Raw genomic sequence first — 24,933 nt, 5'->3', positions numbered from 1 at the left:
GGCTTTTAGGCACAAAGGTCAAGGGAGTCATCTAAAAAAGGACGACTACCGAAGTAATCGCCCTTTCGTCAATGACTTAATTAGTTGTCCTGATCTTGATCTTCATCGGTGATGGCCAAGTCCAAGTCATCCAGTTGCTTGGGAGCAACCGTACTTGGCGCTTGGGTCATTGGTTCCGTAGCCTTCGAGTTCTTCGGGAAGGCAATCACGTCACGGATGTTGTCGCGCTTAGCTAACAAGCGAGCGAACCGATCTAGGCCAATCGCCAGACCACCATGAGGCGGGAACCCGTAATCTAACGCCTTCAACAGGAAGCCGAACTGCTTTTCGGCCCGTTCTGGCGTGAAGCCCAAGGCCTTGAGCATCTTCATCTGCAGGTCGCGCGTGTGAATCCGGATGGACCCACCCCCTAATTCCAGACCATTCAAGATGATGTCGTAGCTCTGTGCGTAAGCCTTGTGGGGGTCTTCACCCTCGTTCAAGTAATGCTCATCACCCTGCTTAGGCATCGTGAATGGGTGGTGCGCAGGTACCCAGCGCTTCAAGTCCACGTCGTAGTCGAACAGTGGCCAGTTCACGATCCACAGGAAGGCCCACTTGTTTTCATCGATCATGCCTTGGTGCTTGGCAATGTCGACCCGCAAGTAAGACAACGTTTGGGCAACGACTCGCTTGGAGTCCGCAGCGAACAGCAATAAGTCGCCGCTCTTGGCACCCGTTGCGGCCGTGATCTTGGCGAAGTAGTCACCATCCTTGAAGAACTTCGCGATAGGCCCGCTGAAGCCGTCATCGGTAACCTTCATCCAAGCCAAGCCCTTCGCACCGAAGCGTTCAATGTACTTTGCGTACTTGTCCAGGTCCTTACGACTGTACAGGTCAGCTCCGCCTGGTACGGCGATGGCTTTGACCTGGCCACCATTTTCAACGGCACCAGAGAAGACCTTGAAGTCGGTGTCCTTCATAATCTCTGACAGGTCCTTCAGTTCCATGCCGAACCGGACATCCGGTTGGTCGGTCCCGAAGCGTGCCATGGATTCGTCCCAATCCATCCGCTTGAATGGTAAGGTCACGTCGACGTTCAAGGTATCCTTCATGACCTTCGCAATCAGGCCTTCGGTGATGTCTTGAATCTCTTCGGCCGTTAAGAAGGACGTTTCCAAATCAATCTGGGTGAATTCAGGTTGCCGGTCACCCCGCAAGTCTTCGTCCCGGAAGCACCGTGCAATCTGGTAGTACCGGTCGAAGCCCGCACCCATCAGCAACTGCTTAAAGAGTTGTGGAGATTGTGGCAGGGCGTAGAAGTGACCCTTATAGATTCGGGAAGGTACCAAGTAGTCCCGGGCCCCTTCAGGCGTTGACTTGGTCAGATCCGGCGTTTCGATGTCAATAAAGCCGTTATTGTCGAAGTAGCTGTGGACGGATTGAATAATCCGGTTCCGCAACATAATCCCTTGTTGCATTTCCGGACGCCGCAAGTCCAGGTAACGGTACTGTAACCGCAGATCATCGGACGCCGTGATGCCGTCCTTGATGTCAAACGGTGGCGTCTTGGCCTTGTTCAACAGGTTGATTCCCAGAACTTGGACTTCCACTTTCCCCGTCCGCATATCTGGATTGATTTCCTTACCGACCCGCGCAACGACTTTCCCTTGGATTTCAATTACGTATTCGCTCCGTAATTGTTCCGCAACAGCAAAGGCGTCCTTATCGTACTTTTCACTGAAGACCAGTTGGACGATGCCTTCGCGGTCCCGTAGGTCAACGAAAATCAAGCCTCCTAAGTCCCGGCGCTTTTGGACCCAACCCTTTAAGACAATGGTTTGGTCCAGATACTGTTCGTCGACTAAGCCGGCGTACGTGGTACGTTTCAAATCTTTTTCCATTGATTTTCCCCTCTTATTTTGTGTTGAAGCCTTCGCTCACAACTTTTTGAAAATCTTGGTAAATATCTGCCAACGGCACACTGATCTCTTCACCCGTGGCCATGGCCTTTAAGTTCGCCGTCTGATTGGCCAACTCTTGGTCTCCAATCGTCAGGGTGTACTTGGCGGCTAAACGGTTAGCCGTCTTGAACTGGGCCTTAGGTTTACGGCCAAGGTAGTCCCGGTCGGCCGTCAAGCCCGCATGCCGAATCGCTTGAACCAGCTTCAACGTCTCAATCGACGTGTCATCCCCGATTCCTACGATGTAGACGTCTAACGAATGCTGGTCAGGAACCGCCACTTGTTCGGCTTCCATCAGCAAGACTAACCGTTCGACCCCCATCCCGAAGCCCACACCGGGCATTTCGGGACCACCGAGTTCCTTGACCAGCCCGTTGTACCGGCCACCGGCCAAGACCGTGGTGTATCCTTCACCCAACGCCGGTGAATCTGCCATGATTTCGAAAATGGTGTGGTTGTAGTAATCCAACCCCCGCACCATGGTCGCATCGACGTCGTAAGCGATGCCTAAAGCATCCAAGCTCGCCTTGACCTGGTCAAAGTGCGCCGTGGCTTCGGGCGTCAAGAAGTCCAGGATCGACGGTGCATCCGCAACGATGGCCTGATCGTGTTGATCCTTACTATCCAAGACCCGCAGCGGGTTCTTGTGCAACCGGACCTTGGAATCGTCACTTAACTCTTCAAAGTGGGGCTCCAAGAACGCAATGAGGGCTTGCCGATAAGCATCCCGGGTCTCTTTGTCGCCCAACGTGTTCAGCGCTAACCGTAAGTGGGTCAACCCCAGCTTGCTGAGGAGGTTCATCCCCAAAGCAATCACTTCAACGTCTAACTCCGGTGCATCACTCCCGAAGGCTTCCACCCCGATCTGATGGAATTCCCGTTGACGACCGGATTGGGGCCGTTCGTAACGGAACATGGGGCCCATGTAGTAGACCTTGTAAGGCTTAGTGGTCTCCGGACCATACAGCTTATTTTCAACGAAGGCCCGTACGACCCCCGCCGTTCCTTCCGGACGTAGGGATAAGTGCCGATCCCCCTTATCCTTAAAGTCGTACATTTCCTTCGTCACGATATCCGAAGTATCCCCGGATGTCCGGGAGAAGACGTCGAAGTTCTCAAACATCGGCGTCCGGATCTCATCGAACCGGTAACGGGCGAACAGGTCCCGCGCCGTGGCTTCGACGAATTGCCAGGTCTCAGAGGTCCCGGGTAAAATATCCGCCGTTCCTTTTGGCCGTTGGTAACGCATATACATTCTTCCTTTCTTGGCGCTGCCCAAAATAAAAAACGCCCCTGTCAATTGACAAGGGCGCAGGTATGCACGGTACCACCTTTTTATTTTCTCAGCAGGATAACGTTGCAAACGAATGGCCACATCAGGACCATTAGCCTCAAAAGTGTCTTCAAATTCACCACGTTGGTTGCTTTCAGCGAGACAACCTCTCTGTAAACGGATAACCTTCTACTAGTCTTTCTCATCGGCTTCTATTTTATTCTCCTTAAGAATACTGAAAGCTTTGCCAAAAGTCAAGGTTCCCGCTGATAAGTTAGCAGGTTGTCCCCGTTGGGCGTGGTATAATTGTCATAATTTGAAAAAGGGAGCACGGACATGCATTTTAAACCAAAGAACTGGGCTGGCCTGGTCACCAGCCTAATTATTTTACTGGTCGCCGGGGGCCTGCTGATCGCGTTCGTCCGCAACAACGCCGTAACCGCCACCGTCAGTAACTTAAACCTGCGACGGGGCCCGGGATTGACCTACGCCGTGACCACCAAAGTGGCTAAAAATAGCCGGCTCACCATCATCGGTGAAAAAGATAACTGGTACCACGTGCGTGACAGTCAGAACCACTTCGGATGGGTCGCCAGTTGGTTAGTTGACCATCCCGGTAAGTTAACCCACGCCACCACCCTCTCCGAAGCCACCATTGTCCTGGACCCCGGACACGGGGGCAGTGATTCCGGTGCCCTGTCGATCGACCAGAAGCACGATGAGAAGACTTACACCCTCGAGTTGGCCCAACGGGTGGCCCGCCTGCTCCGGGCTAAGGGGGCTCACGTCATCATGACCCGCAATTCGGATACCACGGTTAGCTTGGCTCACCGCCCCGAACTCGCCAACACCCATCAAGCGGACGCCTTCATCAGCTTCCACTTTGATTCTTCTCCCACCGATAATCTGGCTTCCGGGACCACGACCTACTACTACCACCGCAAGACCTCATACGCCCTGGCAGAGGCCGTCAATCAGGAAATGAACGATTTACCGCTGACCAATCGGGGAATTCGCTACGGAAACTTCGAAGTCATCCGGGATAACCGGCAACCAGCCCTCCTGTTAGAAATGGGCTACATCAACACCAAAAAGGACTTTAGCGACATTCGTAACGCGCGCTATCAAGAAACCGTGGCCAACAATGTCGTTCAAGGTCTTAGTCGCTACTTTACGACTCAGCATTAATCATTTGGAAAGAAGCGAATCTCTATGCAACTATCAGCAAATTGGCTCGCCCAATTACCATTACCTACCGTTACCGCCGCCACACCCGTCTCCGGGGGCGACATCAACCAGGCTTTTCGTCTGACGACCGCCGAAGGCCCCTACTTTTTACTGGTCCAACCCCAGACCCCCGCGAGCTTCTACACTCACGAGGTGGCGGGACTGCACGCCCTTAGTCAAGCCGTTAACGTTCCCGACGTCATCGGGACCGGCACCATCGACGGAGATGCCTACCTGTTATTGGAATTTCTGGAAACGGGTACCGGTTCCCAGTACGAACTGGGGCAAGCCGTCGCCCGGGTCCATCAAGTGACCGCGCCCAAATTTGGCTTCGACCAGGACAACCTGGTCGCCAAGCTCCCCAAGCATAACCAGTGGCAATCCGACTGGACCACCTTTTACTTACAACAACGACTCGACCCCCTGGTGCAACGGGCCCAAGCCCATCACCTCTGGAACGCACACCGGGAACGTGAGTATCAACGGGTTCGCCAAGCCATCGTCAACGAAAACCAGGACCGCAAGATTGTGCCCGCCCTGCTTCACGGCGACCTCTGGGCGGGAAACTACCTCTTCACCGCCGAAGGGACCCCCACGTTGATCGATCCCGACACCCTGTACGGTGACCGCGAGTTCGACCTGGCCATGACTACCATCTTCGGTGGCTTCGATGGCGATTTCTATAAGGGTTACCAAGACGCCTACCCACTAGACGCCGGGTACGCTGACCGGTTACCTCATTACCAGCTCTACTACCTTCTAGCCCACCTGAACCTCTTCGGTGAGACTTACGGTGAAGCCGTTGACGTGACCTTAAGTCGAGGATAGGCGCCATCCTTTCAACTAGACGCTAAAAGCCTCAGCACCTTAACGCGTGCTGAGGCTTTTTAATTAGCTTAATTCGTAGCCGATGATTACTTGGCCAATAGCCAGGTCTGCAGCTCACCCAATTGCGTGACCCGAATCTCTGGTTGACTCTCATCAACGATCAGGTGTTCCGGGTCGAAGAGGGCACCAGCCATTCCCGCCCGGTGGCCCGCTTGCACGTCTAAGTTCCGGTCACCAATCATGATGGCCGTTTGCGGGTCAACGTCATATTGCCGACAGAGCGCTTGCAGGCTAGTGGGGTCCGGTTTTCGTGGATACTGATCTGCCGCTGTCACGGCCCCCGTGAAGGCCGCCTTCAACCCTAACTCGGTCAACCGATCCAACGCCTTGGCATCCCGGTGCGTCACTAAAAAGTGATGCCCGCCCCGTTGACCCACGGCGGTTAACAACTCCGCGGCTCCGACAAACGCCTGAGCTTGTGCCAGCTTAGGTGCGGCGGCGAGCTGGTAGAGCTTGGCCAGTCGTTCTTTCCCCAAGCTAAACTCCGCTGAGAACCGCTGCAGGGCGGTCCCCAGACTATGTTGCCGCATGGTTTTGTAAATTTCTACCGTATCGATTTCAAAATCATTGACCCCATCATCTACCAGGGCCTCGCTGAACGCGGCGACCATCCCCGGATAAGTATTGACCAAAGTCCCGTCAAAATCCCAAAATAAATTCTGATAACGCATGATCTGGGCTACCTCCTCAAAAAAACGGCCAGCAGGAACACTGGTCGTTTCGATTATCGTTTAAAGCTGATCCGTATCGAACCAAATCGTTACTGGTCCATCGTTGGTCAATGCGACTTGCATGTCCGCACCAAAGACGCCCGTCTCCACGGGAATCCCCGTGGCCGCTAACTTAGTGTTGAACTCGTCGTATAGCTGATGCGCGTGGTCGGGATCTCCCGCCCCCACGAAGCTGGGCCGGTTGCCCTTCTTGGTGTTGGCGTATAGCGTAAACTGGGAGACTGACAGAACACTGCCTTGAACATCAGCAATGCTCAGGTTCATCTTGCCCGCCGCATCACTAAAGACCCGTAACCGACTGATCTTGCGCACCAGGTAATCCACCTGTTCGCTGGTATCACTGTCCTCGGCGCCCACCAATAGGCAGAAGCCCGGGCCAATCTGACCATGGACTTGACCATCGATGGTCACACTAGCTTGGGTAACCCGTTGCAGTAAAATTCGCATCTTGTGTCCTCCTAACGGAACGGGCGCTTAACTACGTAAACGTCCGGTACGTTCTTGATATTATCCATGACCCGTTGCAGCTCCCACTTATTACGGATTCCCAGGCTCACCGAGATGATGACCATCTTATTATGGTCGACCTTCCCGTTGATCGATGTCAGATCCTTGGTGGAGTTGTTGATCATCCGCAAGACCTCGTTTAGCAGGCCGTTCCGGTTGTAACCTTGGACTTCAATGTTGGCATTGTAATTGGTCCGGTTGCCGTGTTCGTCGCCCCACTTCACGGAGACGATTCGCTCGCCGTTCTCTTCAGCGTGACGAACGTTGGGACAATCCGTCCGGTGAACGGAAACTCCCCGGCCCTTGGTGATGTATCCCACAATCGGGTCTCCCGGTACCGGTGAACAACAATGACTCAGCCGGACTAACAGGTTGTCGACGCCTTCAATGACGACGCCATCCGGTTGCTTCTTCCGGTCCTTTTTGTCCGTTTCCCCATCGTTCTTGATGGTCTGGTGCTCTTCCAATAGCTCGCGTTCTTCTTGGCGCCGACGTTCATCCTCGGCGGCTTGCCGTTGATCTTCCGTCAAGCGGTTAACCACCCCGCGAGGTTGCAGATCACCGAACCCAATGGCGGCCATCAGGTCATCGACTTGCTGGTAATGCAACTTAGCCGTGACCTTATCCAGGTTCTCCTTGGTCAGGGTCGCTTTAGGGTCATAGCCCAAATCACGAACCATCCGCTCGACCATTTCCTCTCCTTGGTCGATGTTTTGTTCCCGATCCCGTTGCCGGAAGAACTGCTTGATCTTATTACGTGCGCGCCGCGTGGAAACCAGCTTCAACCAATCCCGACTAGGACCCGCCGAACTACTCGAGGTCCGAATGTCTACAATGTCCCCATTCTTGATCTCGTAATCCAGTGGCACGATTTTACCGTTGATGGTCGCACCCGTGGTGTGGTGCCCAACCTCCGTATGAATTGCGTAGGCCATATCCAGCGGGCCAGCTCCCTTAGGCAACTCTAAGACGTCGCCCTTGGGGGTGAACGCGTACACGTGGTCCCCGAAGAGCTCACCCTTAACACTGTCCATGAAGTCGGCCGCGTCATCGGTGTCTTCTTGAAGTTCGATGATGTGCTTGAACAGGTTCAGCTTATCCCCCGTGTTGGTGGCCTGAACCTTATCCTTCACACCTTCCTTGTAAGCCCAATGCGCCGCGACCCCGTATTCTGCCACGGCGTGCATTTCCTTAGTCCGGATCTGAACTTCCAGTGGCTTACCCTCGGGACCAATCACCGTGGTATGTAGCGACTGGTACATGTTGGCCTTAGGCATGGCAATGTAGTCTTTGAACCGTCCCGGCATGGGCTTCCACTGGGAGTGAATCGCTCCCAAAACCGCGTAACAGTCCTTGATGGTGTCCACGATCACCCGAATCGCTAACAGGTCATAAATTTGGCTAAATTGTTTATGTTGGTCCTTCATCTTACGGTAAATCGAGTAGATGTGCTTAGGCCGACCATAAATTTCCGGATTCAGCTTCAAATCCGCAATCGACGTTTGAATATCCTTGATTGCCGCCGCAATGTAAGATTCCCGCTGATCCCGCCGTGAGTTCATCAGGTGGACGATGCGGTAATACTGTTGGGGGTTCAGGTACCGCAGCGAAATATCCTCAAGCTCCCACTTGATGGTACTGATCCCTAACCGGTCAGCCAACGGTGCGTAAATTTCCAACGTTTCGTTGGCGATACGCCGTTGCTTATCCGGGCGCAAATGCTGCAACGTCCGCATGTTGTGCAACCGGTCGGCCAGCTTCACAATCATCACCCGAATATCCTTCGACATTGCTAAGAGCAATTTTCGGTGATTTTCCGCCAGCTGTTCCTTATTTGATTTGTACTTGATCTTTCCAAGCTTGGTGACGCCATCGACGATCAAAGCCACGTCGTCGCCAAATAGTTCCCGGACATCCCCCAACGTGACCCCCGTATCCTCCACGATATCGTGGAGGAATCCGGCAGAAACGGTTTCGGGATCCATGTTCAGGTCAGCCAGAATCCCCGCCACCTGAATGGGATGCATAATATAGGGTTGGCCAGACTGCCGGAACTGATCTTGATGGGCAACCGTTGCAAAATGACAGGCTTTGACCACCATTTCAACGTGTTCCGCATTCATATATTGTCCCACTCTGGCAATTACATCTTCAGCCGTCCAAACGCGTTCTTTGGTCATATCGGCCGTCACCACCCTTAGTTTTTAGTTTCTTGTGTTGTGACCATGGTACTTAACCCGGCCGTCAAATATGACAGGCACAGGTACACCAGCGCAAAGTACTGGGTATATCTTGGCAAGAAGGCATACGCCCCTAGCCAGTAACAGACTGGAAAAATCAGGACCCACCATTTGGGCTGCTGCCGACGGGCAATCACCCGTCCCACCGCAATCGCTGCGCTGCCGTTGATCACCAGTAGCAAAACACCGAAACGAATCACAGCACTCACGGCTAACAGTTGGGCCACTGCCGGGACCACTAGCCCCAAACCGATTCCGACGACCCAGTAGGGCCACCCGAGCTTCTTCAAATGATCCATTCTGACCCCCACCTAACTCTCTTTCAAGAATAATTGCAACCATTTTAGCATGTTTTCAGGACGATTTCACCTGATTTTCAGGATTACTGCAGTTCCCACAAGACCGAGGCCGCCGTTAAGAAATACAGGGGCGCCGTCTCGGTCCGCAAGATACGCGGGCCCAAGCCCACCAGGGTCGCACCAGCCGTCTGCGCTAGGGTGACTTCAGCAGGACTAATCCCCCCCTCGGGCCCGAAGATGGCCAGAACCGTCTGTCCCGAGGTGACCGCTTGCAACGCGGTTTTAAGGGCGCTGTGTTCCCCCTGTTTGGCCGATTCTTCGTAGGCCATGACGGAATGGTCATAAGTCGTCTGCAAAACGGCCCGCAACGTCGGCGCATACGTCACATCTGGTTGGCGCAAACGGTGGGACTGCTCCGCTGCCCCGTGCGCGACCTTGGTCAAACGCGCCAACTTCTTCGCCACTTTATTTCCCTGCCACTTGGCCACTGACCAATCGGCACCGTAGAAGATCACGTGGGCGACTCCCATTTCGGTGGCTTTCTGCGTGATCCATTCCGCCTTTTCCTGCTTAGGCAAGCCACAGGCAATCGTAATAGCTGCGGGCAACTCAACGGTTGGCGTTGGCACCGCTTGTAACCGGACGGTCGCCGCAGCGGTATCTGCCGTCAGGAGCTCACCGTGGAAAAGGTGGGCCTTAGCATCCACGAATTCCGCCGTATCGCCCACTGCCGCGCGTAAGACCACGACCCAGTGGTGGGTAGTCGCCGCATCCAACGTGACCTGGTCACCATCTTGCTGCTGGTGCTCTAAGAAATACCGTTGCATCCTTATTCATCCTCCGTTGGTTTATGCGCGATCACGCCACGCCAATCCTTCATCTGTAAGATGTTGTCAATGATGAAGCCCTGCTTCTTCTGAGCGGCAACCACCGTCTCTAGTTTATCCGCAATGATCCCCGATGTCAGGAAATAACCCCCGGGCGTCAAGTTTTCCCAAGCCTGCGGAACTAACGGAACAATAATCTCAGCCAAGATATTCGCCACGACCAAGTCGACCGGTTGGTGAATCCCGTTCAATAAATCATTGGGCTTAGCCACCACGTCCGCAGCGACTGGGTTCAACGCCAAGTTGGCCTTAGCGGACCGGACGGCAACGTCATCAAGGTCAAACGCCGTGATCTGGTCAACGCCTAAGAACTTCGCGGCGATGCTTAAGACCCCGGAACCCGTTCCAACGTCGTACATCCGCTCGCCGCCCCGAACCACCATTTCCAATGCCGTCAGGGAAAGTTGCGTGGTCGGATGGGTCCCCGTCCCGAACGCCATCCCCGGGTCCAGGCGAATCACTTGCTCGCCCGGTTGAACCGGTTGATAGTCTTCCCAGCTAGGGGTCACGGTCAAATACCGGGTGATCCGGACTGGATGATAATATTTTTGCCAGGCAGTCGCCCAGCTCTCGTCCGCCACCGCTTGGGTGGTCACTTTTCCGGGGGCGGCGTTCAGGCCAAAACTAGCCAGCTCATTGACCCGTTGTTTAATGGTGGGCAAAATCTCCGGTACAAAGACCGTCGCCGGGTAGTACGCTGTGACTTCAGCCCCCGTGGTGCGATGCGGGATATCCCCCAGGTCGAGAATCTCATCGGGTCTAGCTTGTAAATGCTGGTAATCTGCCGCGTCATCAATCTTAACGCCACTTGCGCCCGCTTCTTGTAAGATGTTGCTGACCGCTTCTACGGCCTCGTTGGTGGTCAAAACACTGACCTCAGTCCATTGCATCAGTTAAATTCCTCCTTGAACTACAAAAAGCCAGCGACAACTAAGTTTGTCGCCGGCTCACCATTAGCCTATCAAATTATTGTCCCACGACGCTACACTTTTTCAGGATTAGTCGAGTGGTCGGCGTGACGTTGTTCCCGTTCAGCAAGATGTGCTTCTAAGTAATCCAGCATATCCGCTTCATTTTGGAAAACCCGTGGATGCTTCTGCTTGTGCAGCCGCAGATCAATCTCGTTGATCCGCTGACGCCCAGTCCACGTGTGACCATAACGAATGATTACCCGATTATTGAGCGAATCATGGCCAAATTTAAAGACGTAGACGCTCTCCGGCGCCATCAACGGTCGAATGTACGACTTTTCATAACGATAATTATGTTGCCGTAAGAATTGTTTGGTTCGACTCAGCATGGTAATCACCTCCTAATTCGCGATAATCCCCGGTAAATCAAGGGTTACAACCACCCGAGATTATCTAAATACTTCTGAATATATCAATGCACAATAATAGAGGATTCCGTCCTCAAATGCAAGTAAAACGTTCGCAAATTGACTTACCGTGCCAACGATTGTCACTTGATTTCATTGCAACAGCTATTCATGAAACCACTTACATTATTATAGCATACTTCCCCCAACTTTTTCAGCGCCAATCCTAAGTCCGCTTAAAATAATGATTTTTATTGCGTTTAGGTTGCAATTTCACTCAGAAACGCTAAAAATTAAAGGTAATTACTAAGGGAGGTCCGTACTATGCTCAAAGAGTTCAAAGAGTTTATCGCACGCGGCAACGTCATGGACCTAGCCGTTGGGGTTATTGTCGGGGCTGCATTCACGGCCATCGTCAAGTCACTGGTCACTAACCTGATCAACCCACTGCTGGGGGTCTTTGTCGGCAACATCGATTTTTCCAATCTGGTCTTCACCGTGGGAGACGCCCACTTTAAATACGGGGCGTTTATCAATTCCGTCATTAACTTCCTAATTATTGCATTCGTGGTCTTCTTACTGGTCAAGTTCCTGAACCGACTCGTTCCGAAGAAACCGGAAGAACCCGAAGAAACGCCGGAACCATCCGCGGAAGAACAATACCTCAAAGAAATCGTGACGCTGTTAAAGGACCAAAAGAAATAGCTTTACCGGGACTGACCGCCTAACCGCGACGATCGGTCTTTTTTTGTTTGCAACGCTCTTAAAGAGCGTCCCACCGGATTCTAGGGATGATGGCGTTATCTCGCACAAAAAATGCTATACTGAGAACCGTGACCAAAACGACTAACGGTCCGGATGCGCCCAAGAGTTTCATAATCCTTTTAAAGCGAGGTAACCACCATGAAAGAAGAAAAAGCATTCACTGAAACGGACTGGCAGCGGGCTCAAGCCGCAGTCTATAACGAATATGACCGGTTAATTAAGCGTCTTCACGTTGAAGGCGTTGACTACACCATCCTACAAGCCCGCCGAATCGTCATCTACCAGGACCTCGTTCAGGAGTGGAAGCACAACCTCCCGACTCTGATGACGGACCTGACCGATAATGCGATGGCCGAAACGGTCTTTGAGGACCTCGCTACTGACGGCCAAAGCCACGTTCTAGATCGGTGTGCTAAAAAGATGGAAAAGTGGCCCGACTACATCCCGTCACCACTCACGATCTGGCTAGAATTAGCCGAAGATGCCGACCGTGAAGGCTAACCCCTATAACGAACAAACCGCGCTGACCGAAATCAGCGCGGTTTTTTGGGTCTAATGACCCGTCCCATAAAGGTTAAGAATCAAGCTTCCCACCAGAATCATGCCGATGCCTAAGACACTGGCCAAGTTGATGGGCGCATGCATGAAGAGGACGGCGACCAGGGTGGTCAACACAATGCCGACCCCACCCCACAACGCATACGCCACACTCATGTTCACGGTCCGTAACGTTAACGATAGGAAGTAAAAACAAATCGTATAGGCCACTAACGACGTCAACGTCGGTCCTAGCCGCGTAAACCCGTTCGAGTAGCGTAACATCGTGGTGCCCAAAAGTTCCGTCACAATCGACACCGCTAAATACAAGTATCCCATAAACTCAACGACCCCCCACCGCGTCGGCTCAACGACCTTAATGCCCAGTCGCTCACCGTGACGCGTCTTAATGTCATCCCCTAGAATTCTACCACACCGAACCATTCGACGCGATGCTTCCGACCGAACGCCCTACGATTTCTGTGGGACTAACCCCGTCGGCGTCACCTTAAACCACCCGGTCCGAATCTCTTGATGGTAGGTCTTACGCATCATGACCGTAAAGGTGTGGTGGTACTCCGGAATCGCAATGTACTGGTAACGCTGCACATTTTGCTTGAACTGGGCCGGAGACTCCATAAAGTTCTCCTGCCCCACACCGTGGTTGGTAAAGAAGTAGTAGTTGGCTAAGAAGCCAGCATAGTAGCTGTCCACATCACCCGGATGCGGGTCAACGAGCAGCACCCGCCGATGAGTCAACTGCGTGCTGGGCGAGGCAATCTGTGCTAACTGCACGGGCAACGTTCCCCGGTTCATCTGGTTGGTGAACTTGGTCCCGTTAATCTCCGAGTACATCATGATGATGGCAAAGAAGATCATCAAGAAGCTCCCCATCTGATACGCGTTCTTGGTCACGATCGACCGGAAAGCTCGCAAGTCACGCTTGGCAAATTCTTGCTCGTAAAACGCGTAGTCGATGGTCCGGGACAGAACCATGGCCCCGATAAACAGTGCCAGAATCACGGTACTGCCCATATACCGTTCGAAGCCATCTAGCCGGATGGCCTCCGCATAGGGCATCGATAAAACGTACATCCCAAATAAACTGGCATAATACAGTCCAAAGATCACGTCCACGGCCACTAAAGTCTTTAACAACGGATTCTTCTGATGACTGCGCCACCGAATCAAGATATAGCACCCCAGCAGCAGACCGTTGATCAGGAGGATGCCCTGGGTCGACAACGACTGACCATTCACCACTTGTTTTAGGAACTGATGGCCCAGCTTCAGGACCGTCCCGTTTCCTTCGTGTTGCAACTGTTGTCGGTACGCGGCCGCACTGATCTCGTGCTTGGACACCGTGAACGTGTGCGTCACGTGCCATTCCCACCACAGAAAGGGCAACGCTAAAACCACTAAGGTCCCCGTAAAGCGTCCCCACACACTGGCCCAGCGGCGAGGCCAGCGCTGAACAAGCTGCGGCCGTGTGGTCCAGAGCATCCCCAAAAAGTAGCTGGCCAGGACCACCACGAAGAAGGTCGCCGAATTCTTGACCAGTAAGAGAACGGCCCCCACCAACGCAACGTGGCCACACTGGAGCCCAGGCTTCTGGCGATAGACGTAGACCCCGACCAATCCGGCAACGGTCAAGATGGGCAGCACGTAATCCACTAAGAGGTTGTTCAAGCGGATGTTGATGTTAAACACGTACGAGACGGCAATCGTCAAACATAATAGGAAGGACGTGAGCGCCCGGGTCCGATCCCGCAGTACCGCAAAGACTGAATACGAAGCTGCCCAGATCAGTAAGAACTGCGCAATCAACATGGCGCCTTCACTGAACCCGACCCAGTGAACGAATTGCGTGATAAACAACGCTGTCGCGGGCGGATACGACGTGAACGAGATAATCGTATCGTGGGCACCCGGTAAGTGTCCCGTAAAGGTCAGAAATTTGACCATGACCGCCCAATGCGAAAAATTATCATAGTGGACGAGCGGACTATGACCCAAGACCTGAACCATGACCAGTCCCAGGCCGACCATCCACCCATCGAAGAGGTGCAGGCCTTCAAAGGGTAACGTGCCTTTGCCCCAGAAGCCTAGCAGCCACCAGTACAGTAACAGTGCGACACCCACAAGCGTGATGACCCAGATCCCCGGAGTCAGCCACCCCACCATTGCAAAGCCATACAATAAGATAATCTGTACTAAAAACACCGTGATCCAAGACAGGTAAGGACTCACGCCTAAGCGTCGAACCGTTGCGTTATACCCCAGAACGCCTAAGCTGTAAACCCCTAATCCTAAAACCCATGTCATATTGTTCCCCTTACTTCCTAACGTTGCCGCAACAATCGTTGTGGTGTGACCCGATACAGTCCCGTGATGACCCGTTGATGGTAAACCTTCTGGGTTAAGACCGTAAACGTGCGGTGAAATTCCGGAATCACCACGTAATCATACTGCTGCACGATTTGGCGGAAGGCCGCCGGCGAGACCATAAAGTTCTCCTGACCGACCGCCCGATCCGTGAAGTAGTAGTACCGTGCCGCGTAACCGGCATAGTAGTCGTTCACGTCCGTAGCGTGTGGATCGACCACTAACACCTTCCGATGATTCAAGTGCGTCCACGGCCGCGAACACCGCTGGAGTTGGAGCGGCAAGGTCTGCTGGTTCATACGATTCGTGAAATTCGTCCCCGTGATTTCCGAATACATCAACGTAATCGCAAAGAAACCCGCAACCAACGTACTCAGCTGGTACGCATTCTTCGACATGATCGTAGCAAACGACCGTGAATTTCGTTTCTCAAAGTTCTGTTCGTAAAATGTCGCGTCTAAGACCCGGACAAACACCATGGCGCCCAGATAAAGGCCCAAGATCACGACACTGCCCATGTACCGCTCAAACCCATCCAATAAAATGGCTTCCGCGTAGGGCATGGACAAGACATACATCCCCAACAAACTCAGGTAATACAGGCCAAACATCCCGTCTAACCAGCCCGCCGTCTTCAGCAACGGGTTCCGTCGGCGCTTGCCCAGACGAATCACGACCCAAGCACCCACTAACAAAAGGTTGAGTAACAGAATGCCCTGGGTCGATAACGACTGGGGGTTCAGAATCTGTTCCCCAAATTTGCGGGCAATCTTGAGTATGGTCGCTGGACTCTCGCTGGTCAGCTGATGCCGATAGGCCTGCGCACTAATCTCGTGTTTCGAGACGGTGAACGTGGCGTGGACGTGCCACTGCCAGAGCAGAAACGGCAGACTCGCCACCCCCATCGTCCCCGCAAACCGTAGCAGGTTGCCAGGCAAGGCCCATCTCGTCCGGTTGGTCTTCAACAGGGTGACCAGAAAGGCCCCCGCGATAACCACTACAAAGAACGTCGCCGAATTTTTCACCAGTAACAACGCCGCACTAAACACCGCCACGTGACCGCACAGCAACCACGGCCGCGTGCGGTAAGCAAAGATCCCCGCAAGTGCGGCGACCGTTAAGATGGGCAACACGTAGTCCACTAACAAGTTATTAAGCCGAATCGCCACGTTAAACACCAGTGATCCCGCAATCGTAAAACACAGGATCATGGTCGTCAGCGCACGCGTTCGGTCACGGAGCACCGCGAATACAGCGTAAGCGGCCGCCCAGATCAATAGGAACTGAGCCACCAACATCGCGCCTTCACTGAACCCGACCCAGGTAACGAACTGCGTGATAAACAGCGCCGTGGCGGGCGGATACGAGGTAAACGAGATCAGATGATCGGTCGCCGCCGGTAAGTGGCCGCTAAAGACTAAAAATTTGACCATGACCGCCCAGTGCGAAAAGTTATCGTAGTGGACCAGGGGGCTACGAGCCAGGACCTCTACCATGGCACCGCCTAAGCCTAACATCCAAAAATCAAACAGGTGGATGCCTTCAAAGGGCAAGCTACCGCGGTGAAATAGGCCTAAAATCTGCCAAGTTCCCCATAGGATCACGCCAAGCCCCGTCACGCCGTAAATGCCTAACCGCAACTGCCCCAGCATGGCCGCACCGTATAGCAGAAGAATCTGTAACAACATGGCGGTGATCCACCGTAAATAAGGACTCACGCCGAGTCGCCGTAGCGAGCCCGTGTAGCCCAATAAACCGATTAAATAACTTGCACCACCCAACCAAGCTGCCGTCATCCTCATCTCCCAACTATCTGGTCTTGAGCCTGTGAGACTAGACCCGGTTGAACCAGCGACTCATCCGCCGTTCGTAGGCCTGAGTCCGCACGACCAGGTTCATGTATAATTCATCAAATGGTGTAATCCACGCATCTTGAACTTGGGGCAGCGTCTGGTTCGCCCCGTCATAGATCAATTGCAGGTAATTGTCCCGGTTATGGTCGGGGGCTACGGCGACCTGCGCACTATAAATCGGTTGTTGTCCCCGGTGCGCAATTCTAGCGACCGTTCCGGTCAACGTGATCCAACTTCGCCGACGCCGCAACCGAATCTCAATGGCATCACCCGTCGCCAGCGGCATGTCTCCGGTGTCGGTGAAGGTAAAGGCCACGCCCCCTTCTGATACATCGGTAGTCTCCAAGGGGTGCCAGTCCCGACCACCGGCCAGCTTGACCTTGCCGTCGACCGTTCGAATAAAGCGCTCGTTCTTCCGGTACACGTGACGCCCCATGGCAATGAACAGGCACATGCTCAAATTGATAAAGTGCATCAATAACCAGAAGGTAATCACGCTCCCCACCAAGATCTCCGAACCGTACTTACCATAGTTGAATTTCACAATAGCAATCAACGTTACGGCCCATAACACAAAGTAAGGAATAATGTACAGCTTATCCTTAAGCGAAAAGGTCACATTCTTAGAGGTCACCTTAAATTTCTTGGCCTTGATCCCAATCGTTTCCATAATCACTGGAATAAACAGGTACGGCGCAAAGAACGTCTCTTGGACTTCCCCCCACCGTTCGTTGCGAATCATCCCTTCCCGGTCGCCACGACCCGACGTGTCCCCCATCACATAGTGCAGGAGGAAGTAGCCGGGGGCCCAGACGATCATCAGGATCCAGAAGTTCGCGTTGACCACTTGAATCTTCCATAGGGCATAGAGAATCGGCGCAATGATATAAATAATTCGGCGGAAAAAGGCCCACCAGTAAAAGTAGGTGTTGATCAGAATCAGGCGGTTCATCCACGACAACTTCGGGTTCCAGAAGATATGGAGGTTCCGACAGCTCTGAATGACGCCCCGCGCCCAACGGGTCCGTTGTTTAATGACCCCCTTCAGGTCAATGGGGGTAATCCCACTGGACTGGGGAACCTTAGTTGCCAGGCTAATATACCCGGCCATGTTCAACTCAGTCCCCAGTTCAAAGTCTTCGGTAATGGTATCTGTCGGGAAGCCGCCCACCTCATCGACCGCCTGACGCAAGAAGACCGCGTTTGATCCGGTGAACAAAGCCCGCTTATTACCCCCGTTGAGCACGTTCACGTCCCGCGAGAAGAAGTCCTGTTCGTTGGGCACGATTCTTTCGGAAAATAGATTGAACTGAAAGATGTCGGCGTTGTAAAAACTTTGGGGCGTTTGCACAAAGCCCAGGGGTTCCGTATGGTCCGGGTCGTCCTGTAAGGCTTGAAAGTTCTGCTGGAACAACGGTACGGTCTGGTTGAGAAAACCCGAAAACGGGATCATATCCGTGTCAAAGATCACGAATAACGGGGAATGCAACTGTTCTAAGGCGTGGTTGATGTTCCCCGCCTTGGCCTTTTTATTATCCGTCATGCCAATGTACCCCACATGGTAGTACGCCGTTAGGGCTTGCACCTCCGGTCGATTGCCATCATCAGCCACCACGATGTGCAACTGCTTGCGGTTGGGATACTTGATGTAGGTCGCCGCGTTGATGGTCTTACGCAACAACTCGACGTCCTCGTTATGCGTCACGATGATCAGATCGACGTCTGGCAAGGGCTGCCGGGCATCGTAGTCGGGAATCTCTAAGTCTTGTTTCTTACGGGTGGCTAACATGCGGAAGAAAATCAGCATGAAGCCCGTAAAGTTCGAGACGATTTCACTCAGCACCAACAGCAACGCGAAAATCAGCGTAAATAAGTGGGCGTGCCAGGGAATCGTAAAGAATACCCGCCATAGGAGGTAAATCACGGACAAGATAATGGCTAAAACGTTTAAAATCCGTCGCTTATTTGACATGGGATCGCCTCTTGAAAATAAAGTTCTTTTGCAAATAATAGCTGAGCAAGAATAAGCAGAAATCCCCGACTAACTTGGCAACGGTCGGCGTCAACGCGCTCTGCCAAACGAGACTTAAGAGTTCGGTCAACCCGTGGGTCAGATAACCCGAGGCCAGGGTTTGAAGAACTAGCAACAGACCATATTTCCACAATGTACGTTCCCCGGCATTCTCGAAGACCACGTGGCGGTTGATCTGGTAATTCACAACGGCCGAAGCTAACCGGGCGAGAATGGTCGCCCCCATGATCACCGCCAACGATTGTTGCTGGCCTAATAGCAACATGAACAGGCTGAACAACCCGATATCGATCACAAAAGACGCCAAGCCACTAGCCGCAAACTTAAAAAAACGGGCGTAGATGGCCAGCGAGTCTCGAACCACCCGAAAATGCGATGAGGCGTTGCCGTCAAGGTAAATGGTGGGAATCGGCTGTTCACTAATAGTCACGTGATGCTTCTTAGCCTCGAGCAACATGTCGAATTCAAATTCAAAGCGCTCGCCAGGAAACGTCAGCGCAGTGGTCAGGTAGGTCCAGGGAATCACCCGGAGTCCCGTCTGCGTATCACTAATCGTCTGATGGGTTAATACCCGAACTAGATTATCCGTTAAGATATTCCCGAAACGACTCCGCCAGGGAATATCTCCCGTAAATTGTCGCGCTCCGATAATCAGGTCATCCGGTCGCTGAGTGGCCAAATGAAGGCACTTTTCGAGGGCCGCCACCGTGTGCTGTCCGTCAGCATCCATGGTCGCAATCCCCGCCAATTCTGGCAGATCGGTCTGCTGAAGGTAATACCGGAACCCCGTCTTAAGGGCCGCACCCTTTCCCTGATTCTGGGCATGACGCAGCAGGCGCAACCGGGAATCATCCAGGCGTTGCAACTGCTCAAAAATGGGTTGATGCTTCGCGTCGCTGCCATCATCGACCACGACAACGCTGGCCAGCGCCGGTTGCTGGGCCAAAAGTTGGCGCACCAATTGTACGAGTTGCGCATCCGGATCCAGCGCTGGAATCAAAATACCAAAGTTTAACATAACTGTCCTCTATCCTTTGTCTGATCTCCCCTGAGACCGTTCGTCCCCAAATCAGTCATTGACGACTGATTTGGGGACGATTGTTTATCTAATTAACATATTAACGGTTTTAAACCGAAGAAACTAGTCGTTTTTGACCACCCACCGTGAAATGGTTAAGCGACTTTCTTCCAAACCGGATACCATTTTCCGGTGAATTATTATCTCCTATAAACGAGTCATTCGCTCGTTTAACGTTAAAAGTGTGCGTGATTCCCCCTCGCATACGTTTTCACTAATTTCAGCAGTCCCATCAAAATCAACATGTCGTGTAAGCCATCACAAGCAAGTTTTCCCGTTAAAAGCACATCGAATTCATCAGCTCCTTGAATCATTTTTAGGATAGATTAACAATCAAGAGATAGCCATTCTGCCGCTGAAGACCTTAAACCCACACAAAAAGCGCCGCAGTCCCCAGACCACAGCGCTTACTTCATTCTATCGGACTAACAATACCGGCATTGACGACTGATGATCCGCAGTACCCGACCAATACGCAATCAGACCTAGGTCCTGGAGATGCGTCATCTGTGCATCTAATTCAGCCGTCGTTAGTGCCAGCTTTTGAGCCAGGTTGACCACGATTCCCGGATGCCGCGCTAGATGAACTAATTCTTTCAACAGATCATATTCCGCTGTCGTTAGCTGATCCCCCGTTTGCTTAAACGCCTCGAAGAAGGTGCTGAGACTGCCATCCGTCCCCAAAACAAATCCTAACATCATCTTCATCCCCCTTAATAGCGACTCATCAAATTTGATAACTCCATTATAGGATAATGGACGAACGGCCCCTACCAAAACCATTTTCCCTAAAGGACTTGATTCTGTCACTTGCCCATCCTCAAAGCCAAAAACGGATTTCCCGCAGAACTCGTCGCACGGAAAATCCATTTTCAAGTTTCATTTAAGTCTTAAACTACGCGTGGTACCGCCGGTGCGCACCCGCAAAGCCCAGTAGTCCCACTAGCGTACTCAATCCAACAGCTAACCACCCGGACTGCTGGTGATCCGATGTCTGCGGCAAGGTGGTTGCCGTGTTCACTTGCACGTCCGCTGCCGGCGTCGCCTGATGAGTAATCGTCGACGCCATTAACGGCTGGGCTGCGGTTCCTTGAGTCGTGGTCGTACTCGTTACTTGGGTAGTGCCCACCGTTTCGCTAGTCGGTGCGGATGCTCGGGACTGCTTAACCACGCGGTCACCATCGCCACCCCGAATTAACTTCGCCTTTGGTGTCGTGGCCTGATCAGCCGCACCGGTAGTGACTAACTTCGGTGTCGTGATTGGCGTGCTTGGGTCCGCGGCCGGTGTAACCGGCGCATCCGTCTGAACCGTGTGAGTGACTTCATCCCCGGCCCCACCGTCAGAAGCTACGGGAACGCTCGGTGTCGGATTGCCGACATCACCAGCGCCAGCATTCGATTCCGTTGGCGTGGTAACGGTCCCGGTTGACCCAGTATCCGTCCCGGGTTCGGTCGGTGTCACATCCGTGCCCGTTGACCCAGTACTTGTTCCGGGTTTGGTTGGCGTGGTGGTCGTCCCCGTGGAACCAGTGTCCGGCTTAGTTGGTGTGGTTGTGCCCGTTGACCCGGTATCCGTTCCGGGCTTGGTCGGCGTCGTCCCCGTATTCGGATCGGTGACCGTCACAAGGGCTGTCCGTTGCACAATGTACGGGGTACCCGTGTCATTATAGTCATCGGCAACGCGGTACGTGTAGGTAATCGTTGCCGTCCCCGCCTTGGCGGCCTTACCGTTCACGATGACGCCCGAATCGTCTGACGTCGCCGTCACGTCGCTAACCGTTAACGGTTGATTCTGGTCGTTCAATCCCGCAACAAAGTTATCTGCTGCGTGCCAGTCTTCACCGACTGTTAGCTGGCTGTCCTGAGTCTGCAGAACCTGCCGAACAATAATATAAACGGAAGGCGCAATTTGTTTACCTTGATAGCCACTCGTCACCAAGTCGCCCGCAATTTGTAAGTCCTGTCCGTTAGACGTGTAGTTATAGGTCTGAAAGGGTTGGCCGTTGTCGTCTAAGGCTAAGGAGTAGCCCAACTTAGCTAAAGCTTGGGCCAGCGAGTCGCCGTCAGCCGTCTTGATATTCTTCCAATTAACGATAGCCGTACCACCGTTGAAGAAGACGGGGTCAGAATTAGTCTGGTCGTGATTCCAATATGGCGAATGGGTATCCGAAAAATCGTTATGGTAAGCAACTTGGTCTAAGCCTACGTCCGGCATGATGTTCTGAACTTCGTCTGGGGCCACCGCATAAGCTCCCGTGGTCGGATCTTGGACAACCGCTTCATACTGCCCTTGGACGTTACGCCGCGGATCAGCATACCGAATCCGTAAGAGGCCACCACCGTTTCCACCGAGGCCATCTAAATCGAGGAGACGAAATTCGGCGTAACCGTTCGGTGAGAATTGATCAATCTTATTGGCTACAATGGGTAAGGTCACATCATAGCTTTGGTTCGGCACTAGGTCACCCGTAAATTCAATTTTATCCACGTCGTCCCAGGTCAACTGACCTGCCTGCACCGCTTGGTCAAAGGCTTTCGCCGTATACGGGTGGGTCCCAAGATAGTAATGCGTGGTAATCCCTGGTCCGACTTGGGCGGCAATGTCGGTCGCGGTCATGCTCTGGTCAATGGTGACGTCAGAAGTCGGCGTATAGAACTTAACGCTGTTGGGTAACGAGAGGTCAATCGTTGAATACCCGCTCTTATAAGGCAACGAAGACGCCATATGAACGTGAACGTGTAACGTCACATCCGTAGCCTGCGGGTCAACGATGGCTTGAATCCCATCATCCACATCGTTATCCGTCGACAGAGACGTACTGGTTCCCTGGGCGTTCTTGGCCGTCAAGTAAGCTGAAGCAATCGCGTAAGAATTCCCCCGTTCGTCTTCAAAATGCCCATCTGGATGGTTCGTAATGGCTTGAATTGGCGCAACCGGTGCGTTGGGATCGATGGTCTTGCCGGGCGTCTGTGATGGCGTTGGGTCTGGAATCACATAGTTAGACGCATCATCCGTAATGGGCTTGCCAATGTACGGATTCGAAGGCATGGGATCGTCATCCATGGGATTGACGGGCGTTGTCTCGGAACTGGCAGCCGACTTAGGCGTCGTGGTCGTAGACGTCGTGGCTGCTGGCTGGCTCGTAGCTTCGGTTGTGGGTTGTGCCGAGGATTCGGTAGCCCCGGACTGATCATCCGTTGAATTATCGGATGAGCTAGTCAATGACGCCGATTCAGCCTGCGGCGTTGCGGGCGTCTTCACGACCTGGCCACTCGTCGTCTCAGTCGTATTGGCCCCAGACGTTGGCGTGCTATCCGCCTGCGCCGGAACCGCTAATGACAATCCGGCACACAGCGTGGTCACACCAATTGCGGTAAACAGCCACCGTTTCCCAGCCTTATAGCTTTTGTAGTGAACTTTCGTCTCAAACATACCACTCATCCTCCAATTCATTTATTTTAGTGTGTAACCTTTTATCCCCTTATTTGCCTCCATTATAGTTCCTAGCATTAATAAGTCAATGTGAAATTTACCGCTATGATTTATTTTCGGATAATCATTTGTGAACATAAATTATTGTTAGTAGTATAATCCCTGTAAAACCAGTCAATTAAGCTTATCAGTCTTAATATCTGCTTGTGAACAATATTTAATTGTTTTTTGAATTAGCCACTTTTGAGATTCTGTTTCCTTAAAAGCAGGACCACGATATCCTTTCAATTAGAGCCTACCATTCAGTTTACACCGTCATCTCACTCAAACCGTAACAAGTTATTTTTACCCTAGACGAGGTGTAAACGAGCGTTTCGATAGACAGTACATTCAATATATGGAATAATGACGTTAACAAATAACTTATAGGAGGTTTTGACAATGAGTCTCAACGACAAGATTGACAGCACTAAGGACCAGGTTAGCGGTAAGGCCAAGGAATTAGATGGTAAGGCAACCAACGATAAGTTACGCGAGGCTGAAGGTAAAGGACAAGCCGCCTGGGGGAAAGCTAAGGATAAATTCTCCGAGTTAAAGGACGCCGCCAAAGACACCGCCGATGACGTTAAGCGCAAATTAGAAGAAGAGAAAACCCAAGAGTAAACTGTGGGGGGTGGCCATTGGTCGCCCCCCTTTTTTAATTGGGACTAAAGTTTTCTTGGAGGCTTTATGCGGCTTATGTGGGAAAATACGCCATAAAAAGCCCTAGACACACGGTAGCTCATAAATAAGGAGCCCCCAAAAAAGACTACCAATCGCTGAGGCTATGATTGGTAGTCTTTTTTGGGGGCTTTTCAAAAGCGGTGACGTCCATCCGCTGATACATACTGACCGTGAATCAGCCTTCCCGTCCAAGGAAGTCAATAGTCTTATGACCAATCACCAGGTAACCAAGTCCCGGGTCACCTTACAACAACGGCCTATTGAACGGTTGTGGAACGCGTTCAAGCAGAATTAACTAGCCAGCCGATGTCGAAGAGCTCATTGACCGAATGATACAAAGAAACGGCTTCACAGCGAACGAATATCACCGTGAAGTCGCTTGAGCGCCACTACAAAATTATATTAACAAGGATTAGTACATGCTACTGTAACTAGAGCTAGATACATTTAACATGCATTAACTATCAGCTATAAGGAACCATGTATTACTAGGAGAAATTTAATAAGAGATATAAAAAGAAGGACTACCTGAAAAAAGCAAACCACTTTTTCGGACAAAAATGCTCTTTTAGAAAAATCCAAAAGATCAAAATGAAGTGTTAACCCTACGAGAGCTAGGAAACTTATAATATCTAAATACAGTGGATTATTTATGAGAATTGAGCCACACATTAGAACAATTGTAATGCCAAGCATGTAATATTGTATTCGAATATATTTTTTTGCCATTATTTTGCCCTCTTTAAAAAGTACTTATTTTCCTGAATTATTCATACCTTTCAAAAAAGTCGTCAGTTTTCATGTTTTTCAAAAA

21 protein-coding genes are annotated in these 24,933 nt (G+C 52.2%); 5 read left to right on the top strand and 16 right to left on the bottom strand.

Features of this window, described 5'->3' with window-relative positions; all coding sequences use genetic code 11:
* Positions 1-80: 80 nt before the first annotated feature.
* On the bottom strand, positions 81-1,871 hold the full coding sequence (aspS, locus tag FD30_RS02920; protein ID WP_056943839.1) for an aspartate--tRNA ligase: 1,791 nt from the start codon (positions 1,869-1,871) through the stop codon (positions 81-83).
* Between the two features lie 25 nt (positions 1,872-1,896).
* Positions 1,897-3,192: a histidine--tRNA ligase gene (gene hisS / locus FD30_RS02915; protein WP_056943825.1), complete on the bottom strand. Its 1,296-nt coding sequence runs from the start codon at positions 3,190-3,192 to the stop codon at positions 1,897-1,899.
* A 360-nt stretch (positions 3,193-3,552) separates the two neighbouring features.
* Here hisS and FD30_RS02910 point away from each other — a divergent pair, with 360 nt between their 5' ends.
* The gene (locus FD30_RS02910; protein WP_056943824.1) at positions 3,553-4,404 is read left to right on the top strand and encodes an N-acetylmuramoyl-L-alanine amidase family protein; all 852 of its coding nucleotides are present in this window, start codon (positions 3,553-3,555) and stop codon (positions 4,402-4,404) included.
* A 24-nt stretch (positions 4,405-4,428) separates the two neighbouring features.
* On the top strand, positions 4,429-5,271 hold the full coding sequence (locus tag FD30_RS02905) for a fructosamine kinase family protein (RefSeq protein ID WP_056943823.1): 843 nt from the start codon (positions 4,429-4,431) through the stop codon (positions 5,269-5,271).
* Positions 5,272-5,357: 86 nt separating this feature from the next.
* Here FD30_RS02905 and FD30_RS02900 read toward each other — a convergent pair whose 3' ends face one another.
* The 7 genes from FD30_RS02900 to FD30_RS02870 all read right to left on the bottom strand — a co-directional run bounded on the left by FD30_RS02900 (position 5,358) and on the right by FD30_RS02870 (position 11,295).
* The gene (locus FD30_RS02900; RefSeq protein WP_056943822.1) at positions 5,358-6,002 is read right to left on the bottom strand and encodes an HAD-IA family hydrolase; all 645 of its coding nucleotides are present in this window, start codon (positions 6,000-6,002) and stop codon (positions 5,358-5,360) included.
* Between the two features lie 60 nt (positions 6,003-6,062).
* Entirely contained in the window at positions 6,063-6,509 is a 447-nt protein-coding gene (gene dtd / locus FD30_RS02895) for a D-aminoacyl-tRNA deacylase (RefSeq protein WP_056943821.1), read from the bottom strand.
* Positions 6,510-6,520: 11 nt separating this feature from the next.
* Positions 6,521-8,749 (bottom strand): RelA/SpoT family protein, encoded by a 2,229-nt coding sequence (locus tag FD30_RS02890; protein WP_056943838.1) that lies wholly within the window; start codon positions 8,747-8,749, stop codon positions 6,521-6,523.
* A 17-nt stretch (positions 8,750-8,766) separates the two neighbouring features.
* Complete coding sequence (locus FD30_RS02885) at positions 8,767-9,108, bottom strand: hypothetical protein (protein WP_056943820.1); 342 nt, start codon at positions 9,106-9,108, stop codon at positions 8,767-8,769.
* An 83-nt stretch (positions 9,109-9,191) separates the two neighbouring features.
* Positions 9,192-9,935: a 16S rRNA (uracil(1498)-N(3))-methyltransferase gene (locus FD30_RS02880; protein WP_056943819.1), complete on the bottom strand. Its 744-nt coding sequence runs from the start codon at positions 9,933-9,935 to the stop codon at positions 9,192-9,194.
* A 2-nt stretch (positions 9,936-9,937) separates the two neighbouring features.
* Positions 9,938-10,885, bottom strand: coding sequence for a 50S ribosomal protein L11 methyltransferase (gene prmA / locus FD30_RS02875; protein ID WP_024746200.1), 948 nt, complete (start codon positions 10,883-10,885; stop codon positions 9,938-9,940).
* A 92-nt stretch (positions 10,886-10,977) separates the two neighbouring features.
* Positions 10,978-11,295 carry a hypothetical protein gene (locus tag FD30_RS02870; protein WP_024746199.1) on the bottom strand — a complete coding sequence of 106 codons (318 nt, stop codon included), beginning with the start codon at positions 11,293-11,295 and terminating at the stop codon, positions 10,978-10,980.
* A 342-nt stretch (positions 11,296-11,637) separates the two neighbouring features.
* Between FD30_RS02870 and mscL the strand changes: the two genes are divergently transcribed.
* Positions 11,638-12,018, top strand: coding sequence for a large-conductance mechanosensitive channel protein MscL (gene mscL, locus FD30_RS02865; protein ID WP_024746198.1), 381 nt, complete (start codon positions 11,638-11,640; stop codon positions 12,016-12,018).
* Positions 12,019-12,216: 198 nt separating this feature from the next.
* On the top strand, positions 12,217-12,579 hold the full coding sequence (locus tag FD30_RS02860; RefSeq protein WP_024746197.1) for a hypothetical protein: 363 nt from the start codon (positions 12,217-12,219) through the stop codon (positions 12,577-12,579).
* A gap of 51 nt (positions 12,580-12,630) precedes the next feature.
* On the opposite strand, the gene FD30_RS02855 is transcribed toward FD30_RS02860, so the two are convergent.
* The 7 genes from FD30_RS02855 to FD30_RS02825 form a co-directional block, all read right to left on the bottom strand.
* On the bottom strand, positions 12,631-13,059 hold the full coding sequence (locus FD30_RS02855; protein ID WP_338088319.1) for a DMT family transporter: 429 nt from the start codon (positions 13,057-13,059) through the stop codon (positions 12,631-12,633).
* 27 nt (positions 13,060-13,086) lie between these two features.
* Positions 13,087-14,940 (bottom strand): glycosyltransferase family protein, encoded by a 1,854-nt coding sequence (locus FD30_RS02850; protein ID WP_056943818.1) that lies wholly within the window; start codon positions 14,938-14,940, stop codon positions 13,087-13,089.
* A gap of 17 nt (positions 14,941-14,957) precedes the next feature.
* A complete protein-coding gene (locus tag FD30_RS02845; RefSeq protein WP_056943817.1) occupies positions 14,958-16,796 on the bottom strand; it encodes a hypothetical protein in 1,839 nt (612 codons plus the stop codon).
* 37 nt (positions 16,797-16,833) lie between these two features.
* Positions 16,834-18,825: a glycosyltransferase family 2 protein gene (locus FD30_RS02840; RefSeq protein WP_056943816.1), complete on the bottom strand. Its 1,992-nt coding sequence runs from the start codon at positions 18,823-18,825 to the stop codon at positions 16,834-16,836.
* Entirely contained in the window at positions 18,815-19,903 is a 1,089-nt protein-coding gene (locus FD30_RS02835) for a bifunctional glycosyltransferase family 2/GtrA family protein (RefSeq protein ID WP_056943815.1), read from the bottom strand. The genes FD30_RS02840 and FD30_RS02835 overlap by 11 nt, the downstream gene beginning before the upstream one ends.
* A 477-nt stretch (positions 19,904-20,380) precedes the next feature.
* The gene (locus tag FD30_RS02830) at positions 20,381-20,662 is read right to left on the bottom strand and encodes a hypothetical protein (RefSeq protein ID WP_056943814.1); all 282 of its coding nucleotides are present in this window, start codon (positions 20,660-20,662) and stop codon (positions 20,381-20,383) included.
* Positions 20,663-20,858: 196 nt separating this feature from the next.
* Positions 20,859-23,396, bottom strand: coding sequence for a bacterial Ig-like domain-containing protein (locus FD30_RS02825; RefSeq protein ID WP_056943813.1), 2,538 nt, complete (start codon positions 23,394-23,396; stop codon positions 20,859-20,861).
* 441 nt (positions 23,397-23,837) lie between these two features.
* Here FD30_RS02825 and FD30_RS02820 point away from each other — a divergent pair, with 441 nt between their 5' ends.
* Positions 23,838-24,059, top strand: a complete 222-nt coding sequence (locus FD30_RS02820; RefSeq protein WP_056943812.1) for a CsbD family protein — start codon at positions 23,838-23,840, stop codon at positions 24,057-24,059.
* The last annotated feature ends 874 nt before the right edge of the window (positions 24,060-24,933 follow it).

The organism is Levilactobacillus namurensis DSM 19117, assembly GCF_001434785.1.
GTDB lineage: Bacteria > Bacillota > Bacilli > Lactobacillales > Lactobacillaceae > Levilactobacillus > Levilactobacillus namurensis.
Note: the sequence above shows the minus strand (reverse complement) of the source record. Positions and strands in the feature narration are given on the sequence as shown.